Here is a 26,704-nt window from a genome sequence, read left to right as displayed (position 1 = left end):
CGTCGCGGCTGTGGGAGTCGCAGGAGCCGCGCGCCCATGCGCCAAACGTCAAGGAGGACGAATGGCGGGGCCACTTACCCCTCACACGCAGGACATCGCTCAGTCTCTGGCCGCCGGGCCGGTACTGACCGAAGGCAATCGCAATCTCGTGCTGATCATCGTGGTTGTCGCGGTGGCAGCACTGGCGCTCGCCGGAGTGCTGGTACGTCAAGTGCTCTCGGCGGACGAGGGCACCGACAGCATGAAGCGCATCGCCGCTGCTGTGCAGGAAGGCGCGAACGCCTACCTCGCACGGCAGTTCCGTACGCTGGGGATCTTCGCCGTAGTGGCGTTCTTCCTGCTGATGCTGCTGCCCTCGGACAGCACCTCGCAGCGGATCGGCCGTTCGGTGTTCTTCCTGGTGGGCGCCGTGTTCTCGGCGGTCACCGGCTATGTCGGCATGTGGCTGGCGGTGCGCGCCAATGTGCGCGTCGCGGCGGCCGCGCGGTCGGCCACGCCCGCTCCCGGGGAACCGAAAGCGGATCTGACCGATGTCTCGCACCGCGCGATGAAGATCGCGTTCCGTACCGGCGGCGTGGTCGGAATGTTCACGGTGGGCCTCGGCCTGCTGGGCGCTTCGGTCGTCGTGCTGATCTACAAGGCCGACGCGCCGAAGGTGCTGGAGGGCTTCGGATTCGGCGCGGCACTGCTCGCGATGTTCATGCGTGTCGGCGGCGGCATCTTCACCAAGGCCGCCGACGTGGGCGCCGACCTCGTAGGCAAGGTCGAGAAGGGCATCCCGGAGGACGACCCGCGCAACGCCGCCACCATCGCGGACAATGTGGGCGACAACGTCGGTGACTGCGCGGGCATGGCCGCCGACCTCTTCGAGTCCTACGCCGTCACCCTGGTCGCCGCGCTCATCCTCGGCAAGGTGACCTTCGGGGACGCCGGCCTGGCCTTCCCGCTGCTCATCCCCGCGATCGGCGTGCTCACCGCGATGGTCGGCATCTTCGCGGTCGCGCCACGCCGCTCCGACCGCAGCGGGATGACCGCCATCAACCGCGGCTTCTTCATCTCCGCCGTCATCTCGCTGGTGATGGTCGCCGTGGCGGTCTACCTCTATCTGCCGTCCTCCTACGCCGACTTGAAGGGTGTCCCGGCCGACATCGCCGGCCACTCCGGCGACCCGCGCGTCCTCGCGCTCGTCGCGGTCGCCATCGGCATCGTGCTCGCCGCGCTCATCCAGCAGCTCACCGGCTACTTCACCGAGACCAGCCGCCGTCCCGTCCAGGACATCGGCAAGTCCTCGCTGACCGGCGCCGCCACCGTGGTCCTCGCCGGAATCTCGATCGGCCTGGAGTCCGCGGTCTACTCGGCGGTGCTGATCGGGCTGTCGGTCTACGGGGCGTTCCTGCTGGGCGGCACCTCGGTGTGGCTCGCGCTGTTCGCCGTCGCCCTGGCCGGCACCGGGCTGCTCACCACCGTCGGCGTGATCGTGGCCATGGACACCTTCGGCCCGGTCTCCGACAACGCCCAGGGCATCGCCGAGATGTCAGGGGACGTGCACGGCGAGGGCGCCCAGGTGCTCACCGACCTGGACGCCGTCGGCAACACCACCAAGGCGATCACCAAGGGCATCGCCATCGCCACGGCCGTGCTCGCCGCGACCGCGCTCTTCGGCGCGTTCAAGGAGGCGATCGACACCGCGGTCGCGGGCGCCAACATCTCCGCGTCGGACATGAGATGGCTCAGCCTCGACATCTCCCAGCCAAACAACCTGTTCGGACTGCTGCTCGGCGCGGCCGTTGTGTTCCTCTTCTCCGGACTCGCCATCAGCGCCGTCTCGCGGTCGGCGGGCGCGGTGGTCTACGAGGTGCGGCGGCAGTTCCGCGAGCACCCCGGGATCATGGACGGCACCGAGCTGCCGGAGTACGGGGCGGTCGTCGACATCTGCACCAAGGACGCGCTGCGCGAGCTGGCCACCCCCGGTCTGCTCGCCGTGCTCGCGCCCGTGGCCGTCGGCTTCTCCCTCGGCGTCGGCTCGCTCGGCTCGTATCTGGCCGGCGCGATCGGCACCGGCACCCTGATGGCGGTGTTCCTCGCGAATTCCGGCGGTGCCTGGGACAACGCCAAGAAACTGGTCGAGGACGGCAACTATGGCGGCAAGGGCAGCGAGGCCCATGCCGCGACCGTCATCGGTGACACGGTCGGCGACCCGTTCAAGGACACCGCGGGCCCGGCGATCAACCCGCTGCTCAAGGTCATGAACCTGGTGGCGCTGCTGATCGCCCCGGCGGTGGTGAAGTTCTCCTACGGCGACGACGCGAACCTCGGTGTCCGCATCGGCGTCGCCGTCATCTCGATCGCCGTCATCGTCGGCGCGGTCTACATCTCCAAGCGGCGCGGAATCGCCATGGGTGACGAAGAGAACTCCGAGCCGGCGAAGGCCTTAATCGACCCGCCGCCGTGCGCGAGCGTCCTGTGTCATCGTTCGCGTCACTGTTCCTTGGTGCAAATGGCCCCATTAGGGGGTGAATCCCACTCCGGACTCGTAGTCGGCACCCGATTGGCGTGTAAGTTCCGGGGCCGTAGAGCCATGGAAGGGACACATCCGGTGAACAAGAAGCTCTTGGCTGCGCTGTCCGGTGCTGCTCTGCTCCTGGCATTGTCGGGATGCAGCAGCGACAACTCCAATAAGAAGCTGGACGCCTGGGCGAAGACTGTCTGCGACCAGGCCTCGGCACAGACGAAGAAGATCAACGACGCGAACACGGCGATCACCAAGGTCGACAAGAACGGCAAGCCGGCGGATGTGAAGGCGGCGGACTCCGCGGCCTTCCAGCAGATCTCCGACGCGTACAAGTCCCTCGCGGACATCGTGAGCAAGGCCGGGGCGCCACCTGTGGACAAGGGCGCGGACCAGCAGAAGAACTCGATCGCCGATCTGACCAAGGCATCGGCCGCCTACGCCGCGGTGAAGAGCAAGGTGGACGGGCTCGACGCCGGGGACCAGGCGAAGTTCGCCGACGGCCTCACGGCCGCCTCGGTGGAGGCGGACAAGGCCAACAAGACCGCGGAGGCGGCGCTGAACACCCTGCGCAACGGAGACGTGGGCAAGGCCATGTCCAGCCAGCAGGGCTGCCAGCAGACCGGAGCCTCACCGTCCAAGACCTGACGCGGGGCCGGGCGCGGCCGGACGCGGCCGGACGCGGTCCGACACGTCCTGGCGGAGGCCACGGCACATCCATGGCACGTCTACGGCGCGTCCCCGACGTGATCTGACCTGATCCGACGTACCGACACGGCCCGGCATCCCTCCGAGGGGCGCCGGGCCGCGCTCGTTCCGCGACAATGGGGGCGTGAGTATGCCCCGCTTCACCGCCCCGCCCCTTCCCGCCCCGGATCACGCGGAACGGCTGCGTGACGCCCTGCGGGCCGCCGCCTTCACCGCCGACGGCTGCCTCGACCTGCTCGGCGCCTCCGCCTACGCGGCCCTGTCCCGGGCCGAGACCGTGCCCGCGCTGCGCGCCACCCGCGGCGGCAGCCCGCTGGAGTCGCTCGTGCGGCTCTTCCTGCTGCAGCGGCCCGTGGCGTACGAGCGGCTGCGCGCCGCCCTGCCCGTCGAGGTGTGCCTCGCCGACGGCTGGCTGGTGCGGGACGGCGACGAGCTGCGCGCCACCGTGGACGTACGCCCGTACGCGGGTGACGGCGGCGAGGACTGGTGGATCGTCTCCGACCTCGGCTGCGCGGTCGGCGGTGCCGGCGGCATCGGCACGGCGCCCGGCGTGGACCGGGCCGATCTCGTGCTGGGCGTCGGAGGAGCCTCCATGACGCTGGCGGCCCTGACCGTCCGCGAGCCGGCGGCCTCGGCGCTCGACCTCGGCACCGGCTCCGGCGTCCAGGCGCTGCACGCCTCCCGGCACGCCACCCGGGTCACCGCGACCGATGTGAACGCGCGCGCCCTGCACTTCGCGCGGCTCACCCTCGCGCTCTCCGGAGCGCCGGAGCCCGCGCTGCGGCAGGGCAGCCTCTTCGAACCGGTCGGTGAGGCCCGCTTCGACCTGATCGTGTCCAACCCGCCGTTCGTCATCTCCCCGGCCGGCCGCTTCACCTACCGCGACGGCGGAATGCGGGGCGACGATCTGTGCCGCACCCTCGTGCAGCAGTCCGCCGCGCACCTCAACGACGGCGGTTACTGCCAGCTGCTCGCCAACTGGCAGCACACCGAGGGCGAGGACTGGCGCGAGCGGCTGGCCGGCTGGGTGCCGCGCGGCTGCGACGCCTGGATCGTGCAGCGCGAGGTCCAGGACATCACCCAGTACGCGGAGCTGTGGCTGCGCGACGGCGGCGACCACCGCGCCGACCCCGCCGAGTACGCGGCCCGCTACGACGCCTGGCTCGACGAGTTCGAACAGCGCAAGGTCAAGGGCGTCGGCTTCGGCTGGATCACGCTCCGCAAATCCGGCTCCGACCACCCGGCCATCACCGCCGAGGAATGGCCGCACCCGGTGGAGCAGCCGCTCGGCGCCCACATCAAGGACTGGTTCGGCCGTCAGGACTTCCTGCGGACGCACGACGACGCCGCGCTGCTGGAGGCGCGCTTCCGGCTCACCGACGAGGTCGTGCAGGAGCAGGTGGGGCTGCCGGGCGCCGAGGACCCGGAGCACGTGGTGCTGCGCGCCAACCGCGGGATGCGGCGCGCCACCAAGGTCGACACGGTCGGCGCGGGCTTCGCGGGCGTGTGCGACGGGACGTTGCCGGCCGGCCGGATCCTGGACGCCATCGCCCAGCTGCTGGGCGAGGACCCGGTGATACTGCGCGACCGTACGCCGGAATCGATCCGGCTCCTCGTCGAACAGGGCTTCCTGGACCCGGTCGAGGGCTGACGCAGGGACTGCCCGGCCACCTGGCTGCCCCGCCACCCGGCTCGGCCCCCGGACGCACCGCGGCCCGCCCTCCGCAGCGGAACGGGGGCGGGCCGCGGTGCAGCAAGCCGGGGGATCAGCCCTGCAGCACGCGCCCGTTGGAGTCGGTGCGGTCCTTGCTGGTGAAGAAGATGATGGCGTCGATGAACGACCAGATGCCGCAGCCGCCGAGCGTGAAGAGTTGGCCGAGCGCCATGCCGGTGTGGCCGGTGTAGAACCGCCCGATGCCGAGGGAGCCGAGGAAGAGCTGCAGCAGACCGGCGGTGATCTTGGACTTGTCCGACAGCGGACGGCCCTGGGGGTCGTAACCGAACGGGGCGTCAGGGGTGGGCGTGGCCATGAAATGGCTCCTTGCGTTGGGGACGAAACACCAAAGGGACGTGCTCAGATGCTCCGCCCCCGATGCGATGGCCCGATCCTGGCATCAACGCTCATCGGGAGTCACATGAATTCGCCGGACTTCATTCAAATGTGATCAGTGGTGTGCTAGACGATGTTGCGCAGTACACCCCAGACCAGTGCCCCGCCGATGAGTACGGCCTGGTAGCGGCCCGGAACGACCGGCCGGTACGCCCGGCCGCGCAGCCCCTCCGCCAGCCAGCGCCCGTAGAGGAGCAGGCCCACAGGCGCCAGCAGGAACAGCGCCGCGTTGTCATGGAAGGCACCGGACACATCGCCATGCATCAGGTCATAGAGCATCCGTGTCGCCCCGCAGGCGGGGCAGAGCAGCCCGGTCGCCCAGTTGAAGGGACACCGCGGCAACAGGTGTCCTGGCTCATGCGGGTTGGTGGTCCACAGATACCCGGCTCCCGCGAGGAGCGCGAGCGGGACCGAGGCCGGGTGCGAGACGATGCGCCGCACCCGGCCGGCGGTCGGCCGCAGGCGGGTTTCAGCCACGCAGGACGCGGCCCTGGGAGTCGGTGTTGTTGTTGCCCGTCAGCAGGATGATGCCGTCGATCAGCGACCAGATGCCGCAGCCGCCGAGCGTGAAGAGCTGGCCGAGCGCCATGCCGATGTGGCCGGTGTAGAACCGGCCCACGCCGAAGCCGCCCAGGAACAGCGAGAGGAGTCCCGCCGTCACCTTCGACTTGTCGGAGTACGGGCGACCGTAGGGGTCGTAGCCGTAGGGCGCGGCCGGGTCGCCGGTGTAGGCGCCGGGCTGCGCGTAGCCGGGCTGCATGCCCGGCTGTTGCGGGTAGCCGTAACCGGGCTGGCCGCCCGCGGGCTGGCCGTACGGGTTCTGCCCGGGCTGCTGCGGCTGGCCGTACTGCGGGTAGCCGTAGGCCGCGCCCGGCTGCTGCTGGGGGTCTTGCGGCTGGCCGTACGGGTTCTGGTCGGACATGGCGGGTGGCTCCCCCTGCTGGGTGACGGCGGTCGAAGGACACATCGGTTTTCGGTCGACGGGCACATCTTTCCAGCTCGCACGAGTGCTCGTCCCGCCCGGGGCAGAATGCGAGGGTGATCCGCATCGGCCGCCTACGGGTGAGGCGTCCTCCTTACGTTGGAAGGTGATGCCCGATCAGGTGCCCTCTTCGTCGAGCATGAGCCAGCGGGTCTGCGAACACGGCAGTGGCGAACACGCCACGCTGTATGTGATGTAGAGCGCTCCGATCCACTCCCATCCGCTCTGATGTGCGCCGCCATTCACCCGGGGTTCGCCCGGACGCCGTATGGAGGTGCGATTCTCCGGCGCGAGCCATAGCAGGTCACGGAGAAGGAGACGGGTATGGAGAGCACACCCTCGCTGTTCGCCGGGACGGTCTTCGCGCTGTTCGGGGCGGCGCTTCTGGTCTGGGCGGGGGCACGCACGGCGCGACGCGCGCCGGTGACGCAGGGAGGCAGTGCGGCCGGCGCGGCCTTGACCACTCTTATCGGGACGCTGTCCCTCGTCACCGGCGTCTGGTGTCTCGTACAGGCATAAGCGCACGTCGCACGCCCGCATGTGTTGATTACGTCATAGGCCGGTAGACGACTTCCAGGAGGGAGGGGTCGAACGGTGCGCGAGTGGAACGGCCCTTGGGCAGGGGGTGAACGATCACTGTCGCTATGACCGTGCCGATCGCCACCCGCCTCTGGCGGAGGTCGAACTCCGCCCATCGTTCGCTGGTGAAGCCTGCCAGGAAGTTTCCGGCCTCCTGTTCTGCCAAGAATTCGGCCCTGTCCTTCTCCGACTCCTGGACCTGGGCGTCGAGATCGGGAAGCATGTCAAAAAAGTCGGCGGGCTGAACCTGTCCGCTGTTGTAGCCGTCCTTGAGGAGCCGCTTCCGCTCCAGCAGGGAATCCAGGACGGCTTGTCCGTGCCACTCTCTGTGCTCAGGTTCCTTGGCGGCGTACCGCTCCAACAGAATCTTGAGCACGAGCTCGGTGATGGCCTGGTCGACCAGGTCCATTCGCCGGGCGACGCCTTGGCAGTTGGAAGCGTTGCAGGCGTATGCGCCGTGGGGGGTCCGCGTGCTGACGGGGTTCCCGACCATGGTCGAGAGGCACTTCTGTCCCGACAGGTCCAGTCTGCCGCAGCGCAGGTATCCGGAGAGCGTGTACTTGCGGGTCTGGGTGACCTCCTTGCGGCGCTTGGAGCGCGTCCCGCGGCTGGGGTCCCCCTTGAGGGTCTTCGGGTCCACCTTGTAGTAACTGGTGTAGCGGCCGAGGATCTTCCGCCACTCGTCAGGGGTGGCGACCGTCTCCCACGGACCGACCACCGGCAGGCCGGTCTCCGGGTCGAGCACGAGTTCACCGTCAAGCATCCGGTAGCCGCAGACGGCCGGGTTGCTGACCATGTTCCGGACCGTCGTGCTGCTCCACTTCCCACCTTTCACGGTGGGGACCTTCTCCTTGATGAGCCACTGCGTGACAGTCCTCTCGGACTGGCCGGCCATGATCATCTCAATGGCTCTGCGCAGGTACGTGGATGCGACAGGATCGAGTAGGTGATTGTGCGGCCGATCTGCCTTCTTGTCCGCCGGCAGCCACCCGAACCGGCGGTGTCCGCCGGACTGTTTGCCTTCCTTGGCCCGGTCCCGGACCGAGCGCGCGGTGCGCTGTCCGATCTTCTTGACCTCCCGCCCGTCCGTGGACGAGGTGACGAGACCGACGACCTGTGCGCCATCGGCGTGCACATCGATGTACCGCTTCTCGTCCAGCACGTAGAAGCACCCGTCGCGGTCCACCGTGAGCGCTCGGTGGACTCGCAGGAAATCTTCCGGAAGCCGGCGTACCCGGTCCTCGGCGACCGCGAGGAGGCCCCGGACGGGGACCCCCTCGGCCGTCTGCCGCGCTCGGAGGTCCCGCACCATCTGAAGGAAGGCCGGACGCTGGATGTCCGGGTCGGCCGCGGTGAGGTGGTTGTCTGTGTACCGGGCAACCACCACCCACTTCAAGCCATCGGCGGCTTCGGTGTTGTTGGCGTGCTGTCGGCTGACACCGATGGCTTCCTCTTCTTGTCTGTCCTCGCTGATACGGGCATAGGAGCAGACGGGGCGCCGGCCGCCGATCCATTCCCCGGCGCTCATCCCTTCGGCTAGAGCCTTCTCAAGCTCAGGCACGAGTCGCCACGCCGACGTAGCCTTCACCTGCTACCCCTTTTGTTGTGCGGTTGTGTGCTGTAATCGTTATAAAGTATATCGGGTTACCGTTCGAGTGGCGTTGCAGACCATTCCCATTTGACATGGGGCCGGGATGTACGGTCACACTCCGCAGCGACCCCCTTCGAACCGGAGAGAAGAGCGAAGTTGTCCCCGACCCGCGAGACCGCAAAGAGCGGCCGCCGACTCGTCATCGTCGAGTCGCCTGCCAAGGCGAAGACGATCAAGAGCTACCTCGGCCCGGGCTACGTGGTCGAGGCGAGCGTCGGGCACATCCGCGACCTCCCCAACGGGGCCGCCGAGGTGCCGGCGGAGTTCAAGGGCCAGCCGTGGGCTCGCCTCGGCGTCAACGTAGACAGCGACTTCGAGCCGATCTACGTCGTCAACGCCGATAAGAAGGCGCAGGTCAAGAAGCTCAAGGACCTCCTCAAGGAGTCCGACGAACTCTTCCTCGCCACCGATGAGGACCGCGAGGGCGAGGCCATCGCCTGGCACCTGCTGGAAGTCCTCAAGCCCAAGGTTCCGGTCCGCCGGATGGTCTTCCACGAGATCACCAAGGAAGCCATCCAGGCGGCGGTCGCGAACCCGCGCGAGCTGAACCAGCCGCTCGTCGACGCCCAGGAGACCCGCCGCATCCTCGACCGCCTCTACGGCTACGAGGTCTCGCCGGTCCTGTGGAAGAAGGTCATGCCGCGCCTGTCGGCCGGCCGTGTCCAGTCCGTCGCCACCCGGCTCGTCGTCGAGCGGGAACGCGAGCGCATCGCGTTCCGCACCGCCGAGTACTGGGACCTGAGCGGCACCTTTGCCACCGGCCGGACGGGTGACGCGTCCGATCCGTCGACCGTCTCCGCCCGGCTGACCAGTGTCGACGGCCGCCGGGTCGCCCAGGGACGCGACTTCGACGCGTCGACCGGACGGCTCAAGGACAACGCGACCGTCCTCCACCTGGACGAGGCCAACGCCCGCGCGCTGGCCGCCTCGCTCGCCGACAGCGCCTTCGCGGTCCGCAGCGTCGAGTCCAAGCCGTACCGCCGTTCCCCGTACGCGCCCTTCCGCACCACGACCCTGCAGCAGGAGGCCTCGCGCAAGCTCGGCTTCGGCGCCAAGGCGACGATGCAGGTGGCGCAGAAGCTGTACGAGAACGGCTTCATCACCTACATGCGTACCGACTCCACCACACTGTCGGAGACCGCGATCAAGGCCGCCCGCGCGCAGGCCACCCAGCTCTACGGGGCCGAGTACCTCCCGGAGAAGCCCCGCGTCTACACCGGCAAGGTGAAGAACGCGCAGGAGGCGCACGAGGCGATCCGCCCCTCCGGCGACCGCTTCCGCACCCCCGCCGAGACCGGTCTGACCGGCGACCAGTTCCGGCTGTACGAGCTGATCTGGATGCGCACCGTCGCGTCCCAGATGAAGGACGCGGTCGGCAACTCCGTCACCGTGAAGATCGGCGGCACGTCGAGCGACGGCCGGGCGGCGGAATTCTCCGCCTCCGGCAAGATCATCACGTTCCACGGCTTCATGAAGGCCTACGTCGAAGGCGCCGACGACCCGAACGCCGAACTCGACGACCGCGAGCGGCGCCTCCCGCAGGTCACTGAGGGCGACGGCCTGACCGCCGAAGAGATCACAGTCGACGGCCACGCCACCAAGCCGCCGGCCCGCTACACCGAGGCCTCGCTGATCAAGGAGCTCGAAGAGCGCGAGATCGGCCGCCCCTCGACGTACGCGTCGATCATCGGCACGATCCTCGACCGCGGCTACGTCTTCAAGAAGGGCACGGCCCTCGTGCCGTCCTTCCTCTCCTTCGCCGTCGTCAACCTGCTGGAGAAGCACTTCGGCCGGCTCGTCGACTACGACTTCACCGCCTCGATGGAGGAGGACCTCGACCGCATCGCCCGCGGTGAGGCCCAGGCGGTGCCGTGGCTGCGGCACTTCTACTTCGGCGGCGACGACTCCGCGGCCAAGGGCTCCGCCGCCGACGCCGGCAACGGCGACGGCGACCACCTCGGCGGCCTCAAGGAGCTCGTCGAGGACCTGGGCGCCATCGACGCCCGCGAGATCTCCTCCTTCCCCATCGGTGAGGGCATCGTGCTGCGGGTCGGCCGCTACGGCCCGTACATCGAGCGGGGCGAGAAGGGCGAGGAGAACCACCAGCGCGCCGACGTCCATGAGGAGCTCCCGCCGGACGAGCTGTCCGTCGAGTACGCCGAGGAGCTGTTCGCCAAGCCGAGCGGCGACTTCGAGCTGGGCACCGACCCGGAGACCGGCCGCCCGGTGATCGCCCGCGACGGCCGCTACGGCCCGTACGTCACCGAAGTGCTCCCCGAGGACACCCCGAAGACCGGCAAGAACGCGATCAAGCCGCGTACCGCCTCCCTCTTCAAGTCCATGGCGCTGGACACGGTGACGCTCGCCGAGGCGCTCAAGCTGATGTCGCTCCCGCGCGTCGTCGGCAAGGACGCCGAAGGCGTGGAGATCACCGCCCAGAACGGCCGCTACGGCCCGTATCTGAAGAAGGGCACCGACTCGCGCTCCCTGGAGACCGAGGACCAGCTCTTCGACATCACCCTCGACGAGGCCCTCGCGATCTACGCGCAGCCCAAGCAGCGCGGCCGCGCCGCCGCCAAGCCGCCGCTCAAGGAACTGGGCACCGATCCGGTCAGCGAGAAGCCGGTCGTCGTCAAGGACGGCCGCTTCGGCCCGTACGTCACCGACGGCGAGACCAACGCCACACTGCGCCAGGACGACGACGTCGAGACCATCACGCCGGAGCGCGGCTACGAGCTGCTCGCCGAGAAGCGTGCCAAGGGGCCGGCGAAGAAGAAGGCCACGGCGAAGAAGGCTCCGGCCAAGAAGGCGACCGCGGCCAAGAAGACCACCACGGCCGCCAAGAAGACCGCGGCCAAGAAGACGACCACCAAGAAGGCCGTCGCCAAGAAGACCACGGCGTCGCAGACCAGCGAATAACCCGCCGTACCGCCGTCCCGGCCATGACCCTCCGCCCATTTGTTCGGGCGGAGGGTCATGGATTTCCGCGCTCCGGATAGGCTGTCGGGATGACGCGATCCGAGCGGCCAAGGGACGTGACCGACGCCTTCGCCGGCGACCTCGCGGCGGACTCGCGCGAACGCGCGGTGGGTGCCCTCCTGAAGATTCCGCCACTGCGGAAGCTGTGGGGAGCCCAGCTGACCGGTGGCATCGCCGACCGGCTCGGGCTGCTGGTGCTGCTCGTGCTCACCGTGCAGGCAGCCGTATCCGCCGGATCCTTCGGCGGCGGCTACCGGGGCGCGGCCTTCGCCGTCGCCGCGGTGCTCGGCGCCCGGCTGGTGGCCACGCTGCTGTTCGGCGCCGTACTGCTCGGGCCCCTGTCGGCGCTCACCGCGACCGCCGGAGCCCTGGACCGGCGCTGGACCATGATCGGCTCGGACGGCGTACGCCTGGCGCTGTTCATCGTCGCCCCGCTGTGGATCACCTGGGTGCCGGCCACCGCCGTCACCTGGCTGCTCGTCACCGCCTTCGTGGCCGGCATCGCCGAACGCCTGTGGACGGTCGCCAAGGACGGCGCGGCCCCCGGGCTGCTCCCGGTCCCGACCCCCGGCGACACGGCCGTACGGCCCGCCCCCGACCACCTTGCGACGCTCCGCCGCCTCGACCTGCGCACCGGCTTCGTCGCCCTGCCGCTCGCCGCGGCCGTGCTGGTCGTCGTCGCCCTGCTCAACAGCCTGCTCGCGCTGGGCGTCGACTGGTTCGACCTCCACCAGGTCGCGCTGTCCTCGTACGTGGCCGCCGGGCTGTTCTCCGCCTCCATCGCGATCCTGTACTTCCTCGAACTGCCCGACACCACGACCGTCCGCCCGCACTCCCCGCTCGAAGGCCTCCGGCTCCCCAAGGGACCGGACGGCTCCGAGCACGGCCGCACGGGAGCCCTCCCGCTCCTCGTCCTGGCCACGGCCGGTGTGGCCGGCTCGATCGCCGCCGCCGTCGCGGTGGCCGTGCTCCACGCGGCCGACCTCGGCTTCGGACCGGTCGGCTTCGGGCTCCTCGTCCTGGCCCTGACGGCGGGCACCGTCACCGGCATCCGGGTGGGCCCGCGCACCCTGCCGACCCTCTCGCGACGCCGGCTGCTGGCCATCGCCATCGCCGTCACCGGCCTGGCGCTGCTGCTCACCGGTCTCGTCCCCGACCAGACCACCGTCCTGCTCCTGGCGCTCCTCGCGGGCACGGCCGCCGGCGTGACCGCCAACACCGGCCACACCCTCATCGAGCAGGAGGCCGAGGAGCCGCGCCGCGCGCGCACCGCGGACCACCTGCACGCCGTGGTCCGCGTCGCCGTCGCCATCGCCGCCATCGGCGCCCCGCTGCTCGCCGGACTCATCGGCCCGCACCGGCTCGCCAACGGCGCCTTCACCTTCCAGCACGGCGGCGCCGCCTTCACACTGATGCTGATCGGCGCCCTGCTGCTACCGGTCGCCGCACTCGTCCTCGGCAAGACCGACGACCGCCAGGGCGTACCGCTCCGCCGCGACCTGCGAGAGGCCCTGCGCGGCGGCGAACCCGCCGCGGCACCCGCCGCCACCGGCTTCTTCATCGCCATAGAGGGCGGCGACGGCGCCGGGAAGTCCACCCAGGTAGAGGCGCTCTCCGAGTGGATCCGCGCCAAGGGCCACGAGGTCGTCGTCACCCGGGAACCGGGCGCGACCGCCGTCGGCAAGCGCCTGCGGTCGATCCTGCTCGACGTCTCGTCCGCCGGCCTGTCCCACCGCGCGGAGGCGCTGCTCTACGCCGCCGACCGTGCGGAACACGTCGACTCCGTGGTGCGCCCGGCCCTCGAACGCGGCGCTGTCGTCATCTCCGACCGCTACATCGACTCCTCCGTCGCCTACCAGGGCGCCGGGCGCGACCTCGCGCCCACCGAGATCGCGCGGATCTCGCGCTGGGCCACCGACGGGCTCGTCCCGAACCTCACCGTGCTCCTCGACGTCTCGCCCGAAGCCGCCCGTGAGCGCTTCACCGAGGCCCCGGACCGGCTCGAATCCGAGCCCGCCGAATTCCATCAGCGGGTCCGCGCCGGGTTCCTCACCCTCGCCGCGGCCGACCCCGCCCGCTACCTCGTCATCGACGCGGGCCAGGAGCCCGAAGCGGTCACCACCGTCGTACGGCACCGCCTCGACCAGGCGCTGCCGCTCTCCCAGCAGGAGATCGACGCCCGCGAGGAAGCCCGCCGCCAGGCCGAGGAAGCTGCCCGCGTCCGAGCCGAGGAAGAGGCCGCCCGCCTCGCCGAGGTAGCCCGTCTCGAAGCCGAACGCCAGGCCCAGCTCGCCCGCCTCCGCGAGGAGGAGGCCGAGCGGCAGCGCCTCGCCGAGGAGGCCGCCCGCCGCGAAGCCGCCGAGCAGGAAGCCGAGGCCGCGCGCCTGCGCGCCGAGGAGGCCGCCCGCGTCGCCGAGGAGGAGCGCCTCCGCCGCGAGGCCGAGGAGGCCGCCCGGAGCGCAGAACAGGACCGGCTGCGCCGCCAGGCCGAGGAGGAGTCCCGGCTCCGCGCCGAGGCCGAAGCCCGCCGCCTGGAGAAGCAGCGCAAGGCCGAGGACGCCCTCCGCCGCGCCGAACAGGCCCGCGCGGCGGCCGCGGCTGCCGCCGCCGCTTCGGCGGCAGCGGCCAGCAACACCACGCAGACCGTGGAGACCCCGAAGCCGAAGCCGACGCCGACGCCGACGCCGACGCCGACCCCGAAGCCGACGCTGAAGTCGTCCGCCGCGGACGAGACCACGGTCCTTCCCTCGGTCCCGGCCTCGGCCGCGGACGAGACCACGGTCCTGCCGGCGGTTCCGGCCTCGGCCGCGGAGGAGACCGCGGTGCTGCCGGCGGTTCCGGCCTCGGCCGCGGAGGAGACCACGGTGCTGCCCCCGGTACGCCCCGGGTCCGACCCGGCCGACCGCGTCCCGCCGTCCTTCTTCCGCCCCGCAACCCCGGAGAACGAGCGCACCCGCGAGCTCCCCCAGGTCACCCCGGGCACGGAGCCCCCGGCCACCCGGCGCCCCCGCTCCGACTGGGCCGAGGAAACCCCCCTCGACGACCTCCCCACCCTCGCCGACGAACTCCTCGGCACCCACGACGACGAAGACGGCCCGACCCCTCGCCGCTGACCGCCTCCGGCGGGCGGTTAAGCGGGTACATCAGCGCCGATCCGCCTGCGGCGAGCCGGCCCGCCTCCGGCGGGGGTGCACGTACGCGGGCCCCCCGCCACCGTTGCGCCTGCGGCGGGCCGTTCCCCACCCACCGCCCTTTTCCGGCCCGCCGGGCTGGGCCCCCCGCAGGGGCGAGCGCACGGTCAGGCACGTCGGCCCGCGCCGGGGCCGCAGGGGTGGATCTGACGGGAGGGGCCCCCGACCCACAAGCAAACCGCAAGCGACCAGTCAGAATGGCCCCGTGCGGTAGCTCATCCTCGGCGCCACAGAAGCGTGTGATTCCGCCGGTGGCCCCGTTCCCTTCGGCGGCAGCCGGGACACGACGATCTTCGGGGTGACCCGCGAGGGCATGGCGGGCGCGGGCAGTGAGCCCGGCGATCCGACCGTGCGGCTGCTGGAGCACTGCGCGCACCGCCGGCTGCTTCTCGTGCTGGACAACTGTGAGCATGTGATCGACGCCGCCGCCGAGTTGGCGGCCGAGCTGCTCGCCGCGTGCCCGGGAGTGACGGTGCTGGCGACGAGCCGGGAGCCGCTCGGGGTGCCGGGCGAGACGGTGCGGCCGGTGGAGCCGCTGTCGCCGAAGACGGCGCACCGGCTGTTCGCCGAGCGGGCCGTGGCGGTGCGCCCGGGGTTCAACCCGGAGCAGGACGTCGCGGCCGTCGAGGAGATCTGCCGCCGGCTGGACGGTCTGCCGCTGGCGATCGAACTCGCCGCGGCCCGCCTCCGCATGCTGTCCCCGCGCCAGATCGCCGACCGCCTCGACAACCGATTCAAGCTGCTCACGAGCGGCAGCCGCACGCTGCTGCCGCGCCAGCAGACGTTGCCGGCCGTCGTCGACTGGAGCTGGGACCTGCTGTCGGAGGCGGAGCGGTCGGCGCTGCGCAGTCTGAGCGTCTTCGCGGGCGGCTGGACGCTGGGCGCCGCGGAGACGGTCGTCGGCGGGGACGACGTCATCGAGCTGATCGGCCAGCTGGTCGACAAGTCCCTGGTGGTCGCGGCGCAGCCGCAGAAGGGGCACGAGGACACAGAAGGCACAACAGAGCCCGGCGGCAGGCAAACCGGCCCCCAAACCGGCGCAGAGGACGGCGTCCGCGGGTCACCGGAGTGAGTGAACCCGGCGATCGGGACGGCCCGTGCTTCTGGCAGCGGATGGACGCCCGGCTGCTGATGTACTTCGTGAGCACGGACCATGCCTCGGAGGAGTTCCTGGGCACCGCGCAGGTGCGCGCGACGGCCGGGCAGATCGCCTCGGCGTACCGGGAGGCCGGACCGGCAGCCGCCCGCTTCCCGGGCCTGCTGTGGCCGATCGCAAGCTATGTCGGCGACGGCCATGTGGCGCTCCGCGAGAGCACCGACGTGGTCGTCGACAACTGCCGCGAGCACGGCGGTGACTGGGAGTTGTCGGCCGCGCTGCTGTTCCGTACGCACGTCACCATCGACCTGCCCGGCGGACTGGTCCGCGCCAACGACGCCTGGGCCGAGCTGATGACGTTCAGCGACCGGGTCGGTGACCGCCGGATCCTCGCCCAGGTGCACGGCGCGCGCGCCGAGATGGAGGTCATGCGGGGCGAGTAGGTGGCGGCCCGCGCGGACTTCGAGGGGGCGCTCCGGCTCTGCGAGGAGCTGGGCGCGCGCGGCGAGGGGCCGTTCATCATCGGGAGGCTGGCCGAGCTGGCCATCCGTTCGGGTGATGACGCGGCGGCCGAGACACTGTGCCGCAGGGCCGAGGACGAGGCGGAACGGTACGGGGTGATGGACGCGCGGAACTACGTCCGCACCGTGTCCGCGCTGCTCGCGCTGCGCCGCGGCGACGTGGAGCGGGCCCGCGGGCTGTGCGAGCTGGCCCGGGAGCAGGCCGGCCGGGGCACTACGCCGCCGGTCTTCGCGGTGGTCGTCGACAGTCTCTTCGCCCGGATCGCGGCGGCGGACGGTGATCTGTGGGACGCGCTGGCCAAGGCCGGCGCCACGCTGCGGCTGGCATCGACACGGGCTGCACGGAGCCGATGGTCGCGGGCCTGATGGAGTACGGGGCCGAGCTCCTCGTCGTGCTGTGCGAGGCGGGGACCGCGGCCCGGCTGCACGGGGCTGCGTCGGCGCTGCGCTGCTGCCCCGCACGGTCCCCGAGCCGGAGAGCTTCCGCGAGGCGGAGACGGGCGCCCGCGCCGCGCTGGGCGACGCCGGCTACGAGGCCGCCCGCGCGGACGGCGCACGGCTGGACCCGGCGGCCGCGGCAGACCTCCTGGCCTCATCCGCAGCCATCGCACCGGCACGGACGCCCGCAGCGGCACCGGCACGGACGCCCGCACCGGCATCGGCACCGGCCGGGGAATAGTTCCCAATCCGTCACCGTTGTCGAATATTGATCATTCAAGCAATTTGGGAGTGTCCGTGAAGGTCGAGATCTACAGCGACATCGCCTGCCCGTGGTGCTACGTCGGCAAGAGCCGCTTCGAGCGCGCCCTTGCCGCTTTCCCGGGTGCTGCGTCCGTCGAAGTGGTCTACCGGCCGTTCCAGCTAGACCCCAGTGCCCCCGGGCAGCCGCTGCCACACCGTAAGGTGCTGGCCGACAAGTACGGGCCGCAGGCCACCGCCATGGACGAGCGGATCACCCAGCTCGGCGCGGCCGAGGGCCTGACCTTCGACTTCGACACCGTCATCGAGAACAACTCGCTGCTCGCCCACCGCCTGTTGCGCTTCGTACTCGACACGTACGGACCCGAGGCGCAGGTCCGCCTCAAGGGCGGGCTGCTCGCATCGCACTTCGGCGAGGGTCTGGACATCGGCGACCGCGGGCAGCTCACCGATGCCGCCGTGGCCGTCGGCCTGGACCGCGACCCGATCGTCGCGTTCCTCGACGGCGACGACCTTCACGACGAGGTGGCAGCCGAGATCGACGAGGCCCGGCAGCGCGGCATCACGGCCGTCCCGACCTTCGTCTTCGAAGGCAAGTGGGCCATCCAGGGCGGCCAGGAGACGTCCACGTTCCTCCGCGTCCTGGAACAGGTCGCGAAAGAGACCGGAGCGGCCGTGACCGGAGCGGCCGTGACCGGGTCGGACGGCGACGCCTGCTCCGACGGAGCCTGCGAAGTCCCGCACACCGGCGTGACTACCGGCAACTGATCCTGGACTGCGCCCAGTCCGCGATGTTCACGATCTCGAACGGATCGGCGGCCTCGACCACCAGCCGGATCGTCTTCTGCCCGGCGATCCCGACGCTCACCGGCACCGCCGCGTCGCCTCCGTGCACCACCGGCGACCGCCAGAGCCGCCCGTTGTCGCCGTAGACCGAGAACCGGACCGCGCCGAGGCCCATCGTCATGTCGTCGACGCCGGCCAGCGCGTCATACGTCGTGCACACGCGGTTGAGGTCGATGAGCACCGATGACGGCGCGTTCACGCTGATGCCGTGGCTGTACTGATCGCCGCCGATGTGCAGGCCCCAGCGGTCCCAGATCCAGCTGCTCCGCGCGAGCCGTACCGTCGGTTTCGTGTTGTCACCGATGCCGGTCCAGCCCAGCTGGTTGACCTGGTAGACGGCCGGGGCGGAGGGCGGGGTCGGCGAGGGCGTAGGGGTGGGCTTCGGTGCGGGCGTGGGCGTGGGCGTGGGTGCCGGCTTCGGCTTCGGGTTCACCACGGGAACGACGGGCTTGGGGGTGGGCTTCGGAGCCGGGGGCGTCGTCCTCGGCGGCGGCTCGGGGCTCGGTGACGGCTTGGGCTTCGGGGCGGGCGGTGGGGGCGGGGCGGTGACGGGTGCCACCACCGCCGGCTTGGCCTGCGGCTTGGGGGCGGGTGAGCTGTCCCCGATGTTCATCGCGGCGAACGCCAGACCGGCGGCGGCGACCACCACGGCCGCCACGATCCCGGCCTTCGCGGGCGCGCCGAGTCCCTCGGCCGCAGCGCCGCCGGCGGCACCAGCCCCGGCACCCGCACTGCCGCCCGACGCGGCGGCCGCCGCACCGCCCGCGGCACTCGCCGCTCCGACGCCGGCGACGATTCCGGCCACCTTGACCGCGTACGCCGCGGCGAACCAGCCGATGACCGCGACCGGCAGCAGGCCCTTGAGCGCCGAGTTGACGTCGGCCAGCTCCAGCGCCGCCGCCCGGCACCGCTCGCACTCCTTGAGGTGCTTGCTCAACTCCCGGTCCGCGCGCATCCGAAGGCCGCCGCGCGCGTGCGCGCCGAGCCGGTCCGCGTACCGCGCGCAACTGCTCCCGTCGGTCAGCGTCGAGCTGACGTGCGCCTGCAGATACGCCTGCCGCAGGCCCTCGCGGGCCCGGTGCGCCAGTACCGCCGTGGCGTTCGCCGTCAGGCCGAGCAGCGGCGCGATCTCGCTCGGCGACTCCTCCTCGACGGCGGTGTGCCACAGCACCGTCTGCCAGCGCTCGGGCAGCGTACGGAAGGCCTGGATGGCCAGCGACTGCTCGGCCTCGTGCATGGCGCGTACGTCGGCGCCCAGATCCAGCGTGTCCTCGTTCGTGGACGAGCCCGCCGCGGACACCGCGAACACCGCGAAGTCCTCGACGAGTTGCTCGCGCCTGGCGGTGTTCCCCCAGGATGCGGCGACCCGCCGTACCGTCGTCAACAGGTAGGCGCGCACCGCGGAATCCGGACCGCTGCCGCCGCGCACCGCCTGCAGCGTGCGCGCGAACACCTCGCCGGTCAGGTCGTCCGCGGTGTGCGCGTCCCGGCAGCAGCTGCGGGCACAACTGCGTACCGCGTCCGCGTGCCGCCGGTACAACTCCTCGTACGCGCTGTCGTCGCCGCCGCGTACTCGTGCGACCAGATCGGCGTCCGACAGCGGTACTTGAGGCTCCGGCTCGCGCTGCACCGGGACACGGCGCGATGGCAGTCCCTCGCCCGCCTCCGCACTCGCAGCAGCGCTCGACTCGCCGTTCGCCTCATCCACCGCGCCAGAGTTTCACACCCGGCCCAACCCGAGATATGCCGCGACAGGGAACCACCCGTCCGGGGAGCGATTCGCTCACCGGAACCTCAATTTTCGCTCTGCTCACTCGATCGGGGCAGTGCTCCAGCTGAGTTCGGAGGGAGCCCGCGAGCCGTCCCCCGTACGTTCCGCACGCTCTGCGGAGCGCTCCGCGGCACGCTCCCCGGGACGCGACCGCAGCCCGTCCAGCAGGATCTCCAGCAGCCGCGCGGAAGCCGCCGCCTGCTGTGCCGGATCGGGCAGCGAGGGCGCCGCCGTCGCTATCACCAGCAGCACGTCGGCCACCGATACGTCACCCCGTAGTTCGCCCGCGGCGCGCGCCCGGTCCACCAGCTGTCCGACGACGTCCAGGAGTGCCGGGATCCCGGCACTCTCCGTTTCCCCGCCACCGCCGAGGACGGCGGCGCGCAGCGCGGAAGCCGGATCGCCCAGCGGGCTTCCCAGCGGATGGACCGACGGATCAGCCGACGGGTCGACCGAGGTGTCGACCGACGGCCCCGCCGGATCCACCGCCGCACTCAGCGGCACCCGCTGCTGCGGAACCCGTGCCTCTTCGCCCGACGCGCCGGAAACACCGGACGCACCCGACGCACCGGAAACACCCGGCACGCTGGACACGCCGGACACGTCAGCGATGCCGGACACGCCGGTCCTGACCCGCAGTACCTGCGGCGGCAGCAGCCGCCCCGCACCCGAGGCCACCGAGGTCCGCAGGAAGCGCGCCAGCGCCGACCACGCCTCGTTCTCCTGCCCCAGAGCCGTCCGTGCCTGCTCGGTCAGCCGGGAGGTCTCCTCCTCGGCGATCCGCCGCACCAGTACGTCCTTGCTCGGGAAGCGCCGGTACACGGTGCCGACGCCCACCCGGGCCCGGCGCGCGACGTCCTCCATCGGCGCCCCGTAGCCGAGCTCCCCGAATACCTCACGCGCGGCCCGCAGCACATGTTCCAGATTGCGCTGGGCGTCCACCCGCAGCGGGGTCGCGCGGCCTACACCGCGGTTGCCCTCCGCGCCTGCCGCTACGGTCCATTGAGAGTCCTGAATGTGCATATGTGTATCCCCCGGTTATGACGTCTCCCCCCGGAGACTCCCCACCCGTAATGATCACCGGCGCACAACGAACGTACCCCGATGGAGTACGAACATAGTTGAGCCCAGGTCAAGAAAGAAGGGGGTCCGTTCCGCCCGGCGCGTCCCCGATCGGAGTAGCGGGCCGGTCCGTTCTTCTTTCACCGCCTTTGCCCGGTCAACGACACATCCCTGACCAGCCGAATCCAGGTATCCAGTGAATCACTGCGGTACGCCCTGTGGACAAACGTCCATCATCCATTGCGTCATGGAGCAATGACGGAGTCGGCAGCCCAGCCAAGCGCCCAGCCAAGCCCGCGCATTCTCGTGATCGGCGGGGGATACGTCGGCATGTACACCGCCCTGCGCCTGCAGCGGAAGCTCAAGCGCGGCGAAGCGGAAGTGATCGTCGTCGGCCCGCAGCCCTACATGACCTATCAGCCGTTCCTCCCCGAGGCGGCGGCCGGATCGATCTCACCCCGGCACGTCGTCGTTCCGCTGCGACGCGTCCTGGACAAATGCCAGTTGATGGTCGGCGAGGCGCAGCGCATCGACCACTCCAAGCGCGTCGCGACCGTGGCCACCCTCGCCACCGAGGAGGCGGGCACCGAGGGGATCGAGATCCCGTACGACCATCTCGTCCTCGCCCCGGGCTCGGTCTCCCGCACTCTGCCCATCCCCGGTCTCGCCGAGTTCGCCATCGGATTCAAGACCGTCGAAGAGGCGATCGGCCTGCGCAACCACGTCCTGGAGCAGCTGGACATCGCCTCCTCCACCCGGGATGTCGACGTGCGCGACGCCGCGCTCACCTTCGTCTTCGTGGGCGGCGGGTACGCGGGCGTCGAGGCGCTCGCGGAGCTGGAGGACATGGCCCGATACGCCTCGCGCTACTACCACAACCTGCGTCCCGAGGACATGAAGTGGGTGCTCGTCGAGGCCAGCGACAAGATCCTCCCCGAGGTCGGTGAGGAGATGGGCAGGTACGCGATCCGCGAGCTGCGCGCCCGCAACATCGACCTGCGGCTCGGCACCCGGCTGGACTCCTGCGAGAACCGTGTCGCGGTGCTCTCCGACGGCACCCGGCTGCCCACCCGCACCGTCGTCTGGACCGCGGGCGTCAAGCCGCACCCGATCCTCGCCGCCACCGATCTTCCGCTGACCGAGCGCGGCCGGCTCAGGAGCACCGCCACGCTCAAGATCGAGGGCGTCGACGGCGCCTGGGCGGCGGGCGACGCCGCCGCCGTCCCGGACCTCGCGGCGGACGAGCCCGGCAAGGAGTGCGCCCCCAACGCGCAGCACGCCGTCCGTCAGACCAAGGTCCTCGCCGAGAACATCCTCGCGGAGCTGCGCGGGCAGCCGTTGAAGCAGTACCGGCACAAGTACGTCGGATCCGTCGCCTCCCTCGGCCTGCACAAGGGCGTCGCGCATATCTACGGCCGGAAGTTCAAGGGCTACCCCGCGTGGTTCATGCACCGGGCGTACCACCTCAGCCGGGTGCCCACGTTCAACCGCAAGGCGCGGGTGCTCGCCGAGTGGACACTGTCCGGTCTCTTCAAGAGGGAAATCGTTTCGCTGGGCTCGCTGGAGCACCCGCGCGCCGAGTTCGAACTGGCTGCCGGAGGGGGCCCCAAGCCGGACGCGCCCTGAGCCATCCGATTCCCCCGGGGCCGCGGGTCGGCCACACTGGACGTGTGACCATGCGTGCGTCAGCACCTGCAAAGAGTGACAATTACGAGGAATCGGACGTTTGCTGAATTCTCCCGGGGAACGACCCCCCGTACCCCCGCGCAGAGCCAGGTGGTCCGGGCTGCCCCAAGCAACATCACGAGGTGGAGCTCGGTGAACCTCACGCGCTGGAGCTCCCGGCTCCCCGGCACGCAGCGACGCACGGCCGCGTCGGGTCGCACGGCCGACGCCGCACCCGCCCCACCCGCCGCATCCGCCGCATCCGCCGTACCCGCGGCCCGCGCCGAGCATCCCGAAGATCCCGAAGCGCCGGCGTACGCCGTCGACGCGCTCTCCGTCCACGATGTCCTCAGCCAGGTCCCGGCGCTCATCGCCGTCACCTACGGCGCCGGGCACCGCATCGCCTACGTCAACGAGGCGTACACCGAAGTCTTCGGCCCGCGCAGAACGGGTGAACCCGCCCGTGACGGTCTGCCCGAGCTCCATGAGCTCGGCCTGCTCCCGCTCATGGACCAGGTGCACCGCAGCGGCAAGCCGCGCACCGTCAAGGCCCGCAAGGTCACGCTGCCGGACCGGGACCGCTACTTCACCTTCACCTGCACCCCCGTACACACCGGCGCCGAGCCCGACGGCACCCAGGACGCCGCCGAGGCCAAGCGCGGCGTTCTCGTCTTCGCCGCCGATGTCACCGACCAGGTGCAGGCCGCCGAGCGCCTCCGGGAGAGTGAACGCCGGCTCCACGCCACCGCCGTCACCCTCCAGCGGAGCCTCCTCCCGCAGGAACTGGAACAGCCCGACGACCTGCGCGTCGCCGCCACCTACCAGCCCGGCGGCACCGACGCCGCGGTCGGCGGCGACTGGTACGACGTGATCACGCTCGGCGCCGGCCGTACCGCCCTCGTCATCGGCGACGTCATGGGCCGCGGCGTCCGCGCCGCCGCCGTCATGGGCCAGCTCCGCACCGCGGTGCGCGCCTACGCCCGGCTCGACCTCCCTCCGCACGAGGTCATCCAGCTGCTCGACGGCCTCGCCTCCGAGATCGACGCCACCCAGATCGCCACCTGTGTCTACGCCGTCCACGACCCCAGCGAGGGCCGGCTCTCCTACGCCACCGCCGGCCATCTGCCGATCCTCGTCCGCGACCCGGAAGGCCGGGTGCACCGCACCGACGAGCCCACCGGGCCCCCGCTGGGCACCGGCGGCTGGGTCCACACCTCCGGATCGATCCCCCTCGCCCCCGGCTCCACCGCCGTCCTGTACACCGACGGTCTGGTGGAACGCCGGGGCGAGGACATCGACGAGGGCATCGACGCCCTCATGCGCGCCCTCGCCGGCGCCACCGGCACCCCGCAGGTCATCTGCGACCGCCTGCTCCGCGCCCTCGGCGTGACCTCGGAACACGACGACGACGTCGCCGTCCTCGTCCTCCAGTACCCCGACCACACCGGCGCCGACGCCGAACTCTTCCGCAACGCCTCGCTCGAACTCCTCGGCGGCATCGAAGCCGCCCCCCGCGCCCGCGCCTTCGCCACCGGCGTCCTGTCCAGCTGGCGCTTCCCCTCGGAACTCCGCGACCTCGGCGTCCTCGCGGCCAGCGAGCTGGTCGCCAACTCCCTGCAGCACGGCACCCCGCCCATGAAGCTCCGGCTCCGCCGCACCGACCGCCGGCTCATCATCGAAGTCACCGACGGCGACGACCACCTCCCCCGCCGCCGCCGCGCAGAACCCGCCGACGAAGCCGGCCGCGGCATCTCCATCATCGCCACAATCGCCTCCAGCTGGGGCTCCCGCCGAACGCCCGGCGGCGGCAAAGCCGTCTGGTGCGAATTCGCCCTCCCGCGGGGATAGCCGGGGGCCGGGGGCGGATGGGGCACCTGCCGGCGCCGGGGCTCTACGACGCTGACGACGCACGCGGTTGGCCGCCCACCGTCCGGGGCTCCCACCAAACGACTGGCGGCGGCAGAGCCGCGCGGGGATAGCCGGGGCCCCGGGGGCGGATGCGGCACCGGCCGGTGCCGAGGCTGTACGACGTTGCTGACGCGGCTGGTGCCGTCCGCCCGACGGCGCCCGGCCCGGCGGCTGTCGTTCACGTCCTCACGGGTGGGCGCCCCACCTGTTCCGGACCGCGAGACGGCGCACCGCCGCGTGCGGCGGCGGCAGTCTGGCTGGCGTAAGTCCGTCGAAGCCCCGCCCGGAGGGTGTCAGGCTCCGACGGGGGCTTCGAGCTGCTGGGCGGGTGCTGCCGGCCGGAGGATGGGGGCCGTCGGCGACGGCAGCGCGGCGTGGGGGTTGTCCTGGAACGGGGTGAGGCGGCGGCCCATTCGGAGGGCCAGCCACGTGATGCCGAGTGAGAACGCGACCAGCATGCCGATGTAGGCGCCCCACATCCCGGCGCCCGCCATCAGGCCGCCCACCGCGGGCCCGATCGCCAGGGCGAGCTGCTTCACGAGCGCGAAAGCGGAGTTGTACTGCCCGATCATCCGCGCCGGCGCCAGGTCGGCGACGAGCGGAGCGACCGTCGGGGACAGCATCGCCTCGCCGAGCCCGAACAGCGCGTACGTGGAGATCAGCGTCACCGTGGCCACCGCGTGGCTGCCGTGGATGAGACCGGAGACCCCGGCCGCGATCCAGGCGACCGTCCAGATCAGGCCGACCGCCGCGATCACCCGGCTGCGCCGCCGCCGCTCGACCGTCTTCAGGATCAGGAACTGCGCCGCGACGATGACGGCCGTGTTCGCCGCGAGGGCGATGCCGAGCGTCGCCGGCTGGATCCGGGTGACCTCGGTCGCGAAGGCCGCGAGCCCCGACTCGAACTGTCCGTAGCAGGCGAAGAACATCACGCCGCCCAGCACGCACAGCTGCACCATCGCCCGGTCCTTGAGCAGCAGCCGCCACCCGCCCGGCGCCTTGTCCGACGGCGCGGACTCGATCCGCGACGTCCGCGGCAGCCGTACGGTGGCGACCACCGCGCCGAGCACCAGGAACATCACGGCCTCGATCGAGAACAGCAGCGTGAAGCTGTCCGGCCGCGAGGTATCGACCATCAGGCCGCCGATGAGGCCGCCGATGCCGAGGCCGAGGTTGTTGAGGAAGAACTGCGTCGCGAAGGCCCGCGACCGGGTCTTCGTGGTGGAGCACCACACGATGAGTGTCGCGAGCGACGGCGCGATGATCGCGACCCCGGCACCCATGACGGCCGACGCCGCGACCACGGTCGCGGCACTCGACGCGAGCCCGAATCCCAGCGCGCCCATGGACGCGAGCACCGCACCGGTCATCACCACGGGCAGCGGCCCCCGCTGGTCGATGGCCCGCCCGGTGAACGGCAGCACGCACAGCGCGGCCACGGCGTAGGCGGTCAGCGCCACACCCGCCGTCGTCGCGCCGAGCTCCCGTACCTGTGCCACGTAAATGAACAGGAACGGGACCGTGAAGCCGTTGCCGAACGCGCTCAGCGCGTTGCCCAGCTGGATCCGGCGCAGAGCCGCGCCCATCTCGGTGGTCACACTCACCTACCTAGGTTGTCGTTGAGTCTCGAAGACTTCAGAGTTAAAGTTAGAAGCTAAAGAGTACACAGAGAAGGGCTTTAGTGCCAAGCGGTTACGTGCGATACTCGGCCCATGCCAGCAGCAGACGGTCCCGCCAGTCCCCCGCAAGAGCTGGACCTCGACGAACAGATCGCGATCTACCAGCGTGAGTTTCCCGAGGTGGACCCCCAGGTCGAGAAGGTCGTCACGGCCCTGGGCCGGCTCAACCGCCGTATGAACGTCGGCTACGGCCGGCACCTCTCCGCCCTCGGCATCAGCAACGCCGAGTGGGAGGTCCTCAAGGCGCTCGTCGTCGTCGGCAAGCCGTACCGCCTGGGCCCCGGTGACCTCGCCAAACGGCTCGGCCTCACCCCGGCTGCCATGACCCATCGCATCGACCGAATGGTCACGGAGGGACTGGTCACGCGCGATCGCGACGAGTCCAACCGGGTGCGGGTCATCGTCGAGCTGACCGACGAAGGGCGGGGCAAGTGGCTCGAGACCATGCGCATGGCCTCCGCCTTCGAGACGGACCTGCTCCAGGACCTCTCGGCGGATGAACGGGCCGTGCTGGGCGAGATGCTCCAGCGCCTGCTGCGCCGCGTGGAGGTCACCCAGCCGGACGCGGGCGGCCGCCTGGAAGACCTCGACTGACCCAAGTTGACACCCTGCGGATGGCTGCGTAGTGTTCTCCGAGTTGCCCGCCGGTGAACGCCGACGCGAGTCGGTCCCGAGGCAGCCACTCCGTTAACACTCATTCGAACGAACGACGATCAGTCGTCTTGTTTTCGTGTGCGTTTTCGGAATG

Annotated in this window: 18 protein-coding genes and 2 pseudogenes; 13 read left to right on the top strand and 7 right to left on the bottom strand. The window is 71.0% G+C overall.

Features of this window, described 5'->3' with window-relative positions:
• Window positions 1-61: 61 nt before the first annotated feature.
• A pseudogene (locus QMK24_RS32905) lies at window positions 62-2,455 on the top strand (sodium-translocating pyrophosphatase); the annotation flags it as partial.
• A gap of 892 nt (window positions 2,456-3,347) precedes the next feature.
• Window positions 3,348-4,868: a DUF7059 domain-containing protein gene (locus QMK24_RS32900; protein ID WP_283470534.1), complete on the top strand. Its 1,521-nt coding sequence runs from the start codon at window positions 3,348-3,350 to the stop codon at window positions 4,866-4,868.
• Window positions 4,869-4,983: 115 nt separating this feature from the next.
• On the opposite strand, the gene QMK24_RS32895 is transcribed toward QMK24_RS32900, so the two are convergent.
• From QMK24_RS32895 to QMK24_RS32885, 3 genes are all read right to left on the bottom strand, one after another.
• Window positions 4,984-5,247, bottom strand: coding sequence for a TM2 domain-containing protein (locus QMK24_RS32895; protein ID WP_277439337.1), 264 nt, complete (start codon window positions 5,245-5,247; stop codon window positions 4,984-4,986).
• A 146-nt stretch (window positions 5,248-5,393) separates the two neighbouring features.
• Window positions 5,394-5,804, bottom strand: a complete 411-nt coding sequence (locus tag QMK24_RS32890; RefSeq protein WP_283470522.1) for a DUF2752 domain-containing protein — start codon at window positions 5,802-5,804, stop codon at window positions 5,394-5,396.
• Window positions 5,797-6,249, bottom strand: coding sequence for a TM2 domain-containing protein (locus tag QMK24_RS32885; RefSeq protein ID WP_283470521.1), 453 nt, complete (start codon window positions 6,247-6,249; stop codon window positions 5,797-5,799). Before QMK24_RS32885 ends, QMK24_RS32890 begins: the two co-directional genes overlap by 8 nt.
• Window positions 6,250-6,633: 384 nt before the next feature.
• On the opposite strand from QMK24_RS32885, the gene QMK24_RS32880 reads away from it, so the two are divergent.
• On the top strand, window positions 6,634-6,828 hold the full coding sequence (locus tag QMK24_RS32880; RefSeq protein ID WP_283470520.1) for a hypothetical protein: 195 nt from the start codon (window positions 6,634-6,636) through the stop codon (window positions 6,826-6,828).
• Between the two features lie 28 nt (window positions 6,829-6,856).
• On the opposite strand, the gene QMK24_RS32875 is transcribed toward QMK24_RS32880, so the two are convergent.
• On the bottom strand, window positions 6,857-8,416 hold the full coding sequence (locus tag QMK24_RS32875; RefSeq protein ID WP_283470519.1) for a recombinase family protein: 1,560 nt from the start codon (window positions 8,414-8,416) through the stop codon (window positions 6,857-6,859).
• Between the two features lie 219 nt (window positions 8,417-8,635).
• On the opposite strand from QMK24_RS32875, the gene topA reads away from it, so the two are divergent.
• The 7 genes and pseudogenes from topA to QMK24_RS32840 all read left to right on the top strand — a co-directional run bounded on the left by topA (window position 8,636) and on the right by QMK24_RS32840 (window position 17,793).
• On the top strand, window positions 8,636-11,458 hold the full coding sequence (gene topA / locus QMK24_RS32870) for a type I DNA topoisomerase (protein ID WP_283470518.1): 2,823 nt from the start codon (window positions 8,636-8,638) through the stop codon (window positions 11,456-11,458).
• Between the two features lie 89 nt (window positions 11,459-11,547).
• Window positions 11,548-14,631, top strand: a complete 3,084-nt coding sequence (gene tmk / locus QMK24_RS32865; protein ID WP_283470517.1) for a dTMP kinase — start codon at window positions 11,548-11,550, stop codon at window positions 14,629-14,631.
• A gap of 349 nt (window positions 14,632-14,980) precedes the next feature.
• Window positions 14,981-15,688, top strand: a pseudogene (locus tag QMK24_RS32860) (ATP-binding protein); the annotation flags it as partial.
• Window positions 15,689-15,777: 89 nt separating this feature from the next.
• The gene (locus QMK24_RS32855; protein WP_283470516.1) at window positions 15,778-16,248 is read left to right on the top strand and encodes a hypothetical protein; all 471 of its coding nucleotides are present in this window, start codon (window positions 15,778-15,780) and stop codon (window positions 16,246-16,248) included.
• Complete coding sequence (locus QMK24_RS32850; RefSeq protein WP_283470515.1) at window positions 16,249-16,692, top strand: hypothetical protein; 444 nt, start codon at window positions 16,249-16,251, stop codon at window positions 16,690-16,692.
• Window positions 16,693-16,723: 31 nt separating this feature from the next.
• The gene (locus tag QMK24_RS32845; RefSeq protein ID WP_283470514.1) at window positions 16,724-17,005 is read left to right on the top strand and encodes a hypothetical protein; all 282 of its coding nucleotides are present in this window, start codon (window positions 16,724-16,726) and stop codon (window positions 17,003-17,005) included.
• Between the two features lie 56 nt (window positions 17,006-17,061).
• Window positions 17,062-17,793 carry a DsbA family oxidoreductase gene (locus QMK24_RS32840; RefSeq protein WP_283470513.1) on the top strand — a complete coding sequence of 244 codons (732 nt, stop codon included), beginning with the start codon at window positions 17,062-17,064 and terminating at the stop codon, window positions 17,791-17,793.
• Here QMK24_RS32840 and QMK24_RS32835 read toward each other — a convergent pair.
• Both QMK24_RS32835 and QMK24_RS32830 read right to left on the bottom strand, forming a co-directional pair.
• Window positions 17,780-19,579, bottom strand: a complete 1,800-nt coding sequence (locus QMK24_RS32835; RefSeq protein WP_502962686.1) for a sigma-70 family RNA polymerase sigma factor — start codon at window positions 19,577-19,579, stop codon at window positions 17,780-17,782. The genes QMK24_RS32840 and QMK24_RS32835 overlap by 14 nt on opposite strands.
• Before the next feature lie 102 nt (window positions 19,580-19,681).
• On the bottom strand, window positions 19,682-20,665 hold the full coding sequence (locus tag QMK24_RS32830; protein WP_283470512.1) for a TetR/AcrR family transcriptional regulator: 984 nt from the start codon (window positions 20,663-20,665) through the stop codon (window positions 19,682-19,684).
• A gap of 294 nt (window positions 20,666-20,959) precedes the next feature.
• Here QMK24_RS32830 and QMK24_RS32825 point away from each other — a divergent pair, with 294 nt between their 5' ends.
• A complete protein-coding gene (locus QMK24_RS32825) occupies window positions 20,960-22,330 on the top strand; it encodes an NAD(P)/FAD-dependent oxidoreductase (protein ID WP_283470511.1) in 1,371 nt (456 codons plus the stop codon).
• Window positions 22,331-22,522: 192 nt separating this feature from the next.
• Window positions 22,523-24,217, top strand: a complete 1,695-nt coding sequence (locus QMK24_RS32820; protein ID WP_283470510.1) for an ATP-binding SpoIIE family protein phosphatase — start codon at window positions 22,523-22,525, stop codon at window positions 24,215-24,217.
• 353 nt (window positions 24,218-24,570) lie between these two features.
• Here QMK24_RS32820 and QMK24_RS32815 read toward each other — a convergent pair whose 3' ends face one another.
• Window positions 24,571-25,875: an MFS transporter gene (locus tag QMK24_RS32815; protein WP_283470532.1), complete on the bottom strand. Its 1,305-nt coding sequence runs from the start codon at window positions 25,873-25,875 to the stop codon at window positions 24,571-24,573.
• Window positions 25,876-25,989: 114 nt separating this feature from the next.
• On the opposite strand from QMK24_RS32815, the gene QMK24_RS32810 reads away from it, so the two are divergent.
• Window positions 25,990-26,550 (top strand): MarR family winged helix-turn-helix transcriptional regulator, encoded by a 561-nt coding sequence (locus QMK24_RS32810; RefSeq protein WP_283470509.1) that lies wholly within the window; start codon window positions 25,990-25,992, stop codon window positions 26,548-26,550.
• Window positions 26,551-26,704: the final 154 nt, after the last annotated feature.

Origin of the sequence: Streptomyces sp. PH10-H1, assembly GCF_030063355.1 — a bacterium.
GTDB lineage: Bacteria > Actinomycetota > Actinomycetes > Streptomycetales > Streptomycetaceae > Actinacidiphila.
Note: the sequence above shows the minus strand (reverse complement) of the source record. Positions and strands in the feature narration are given on the sequence as shown.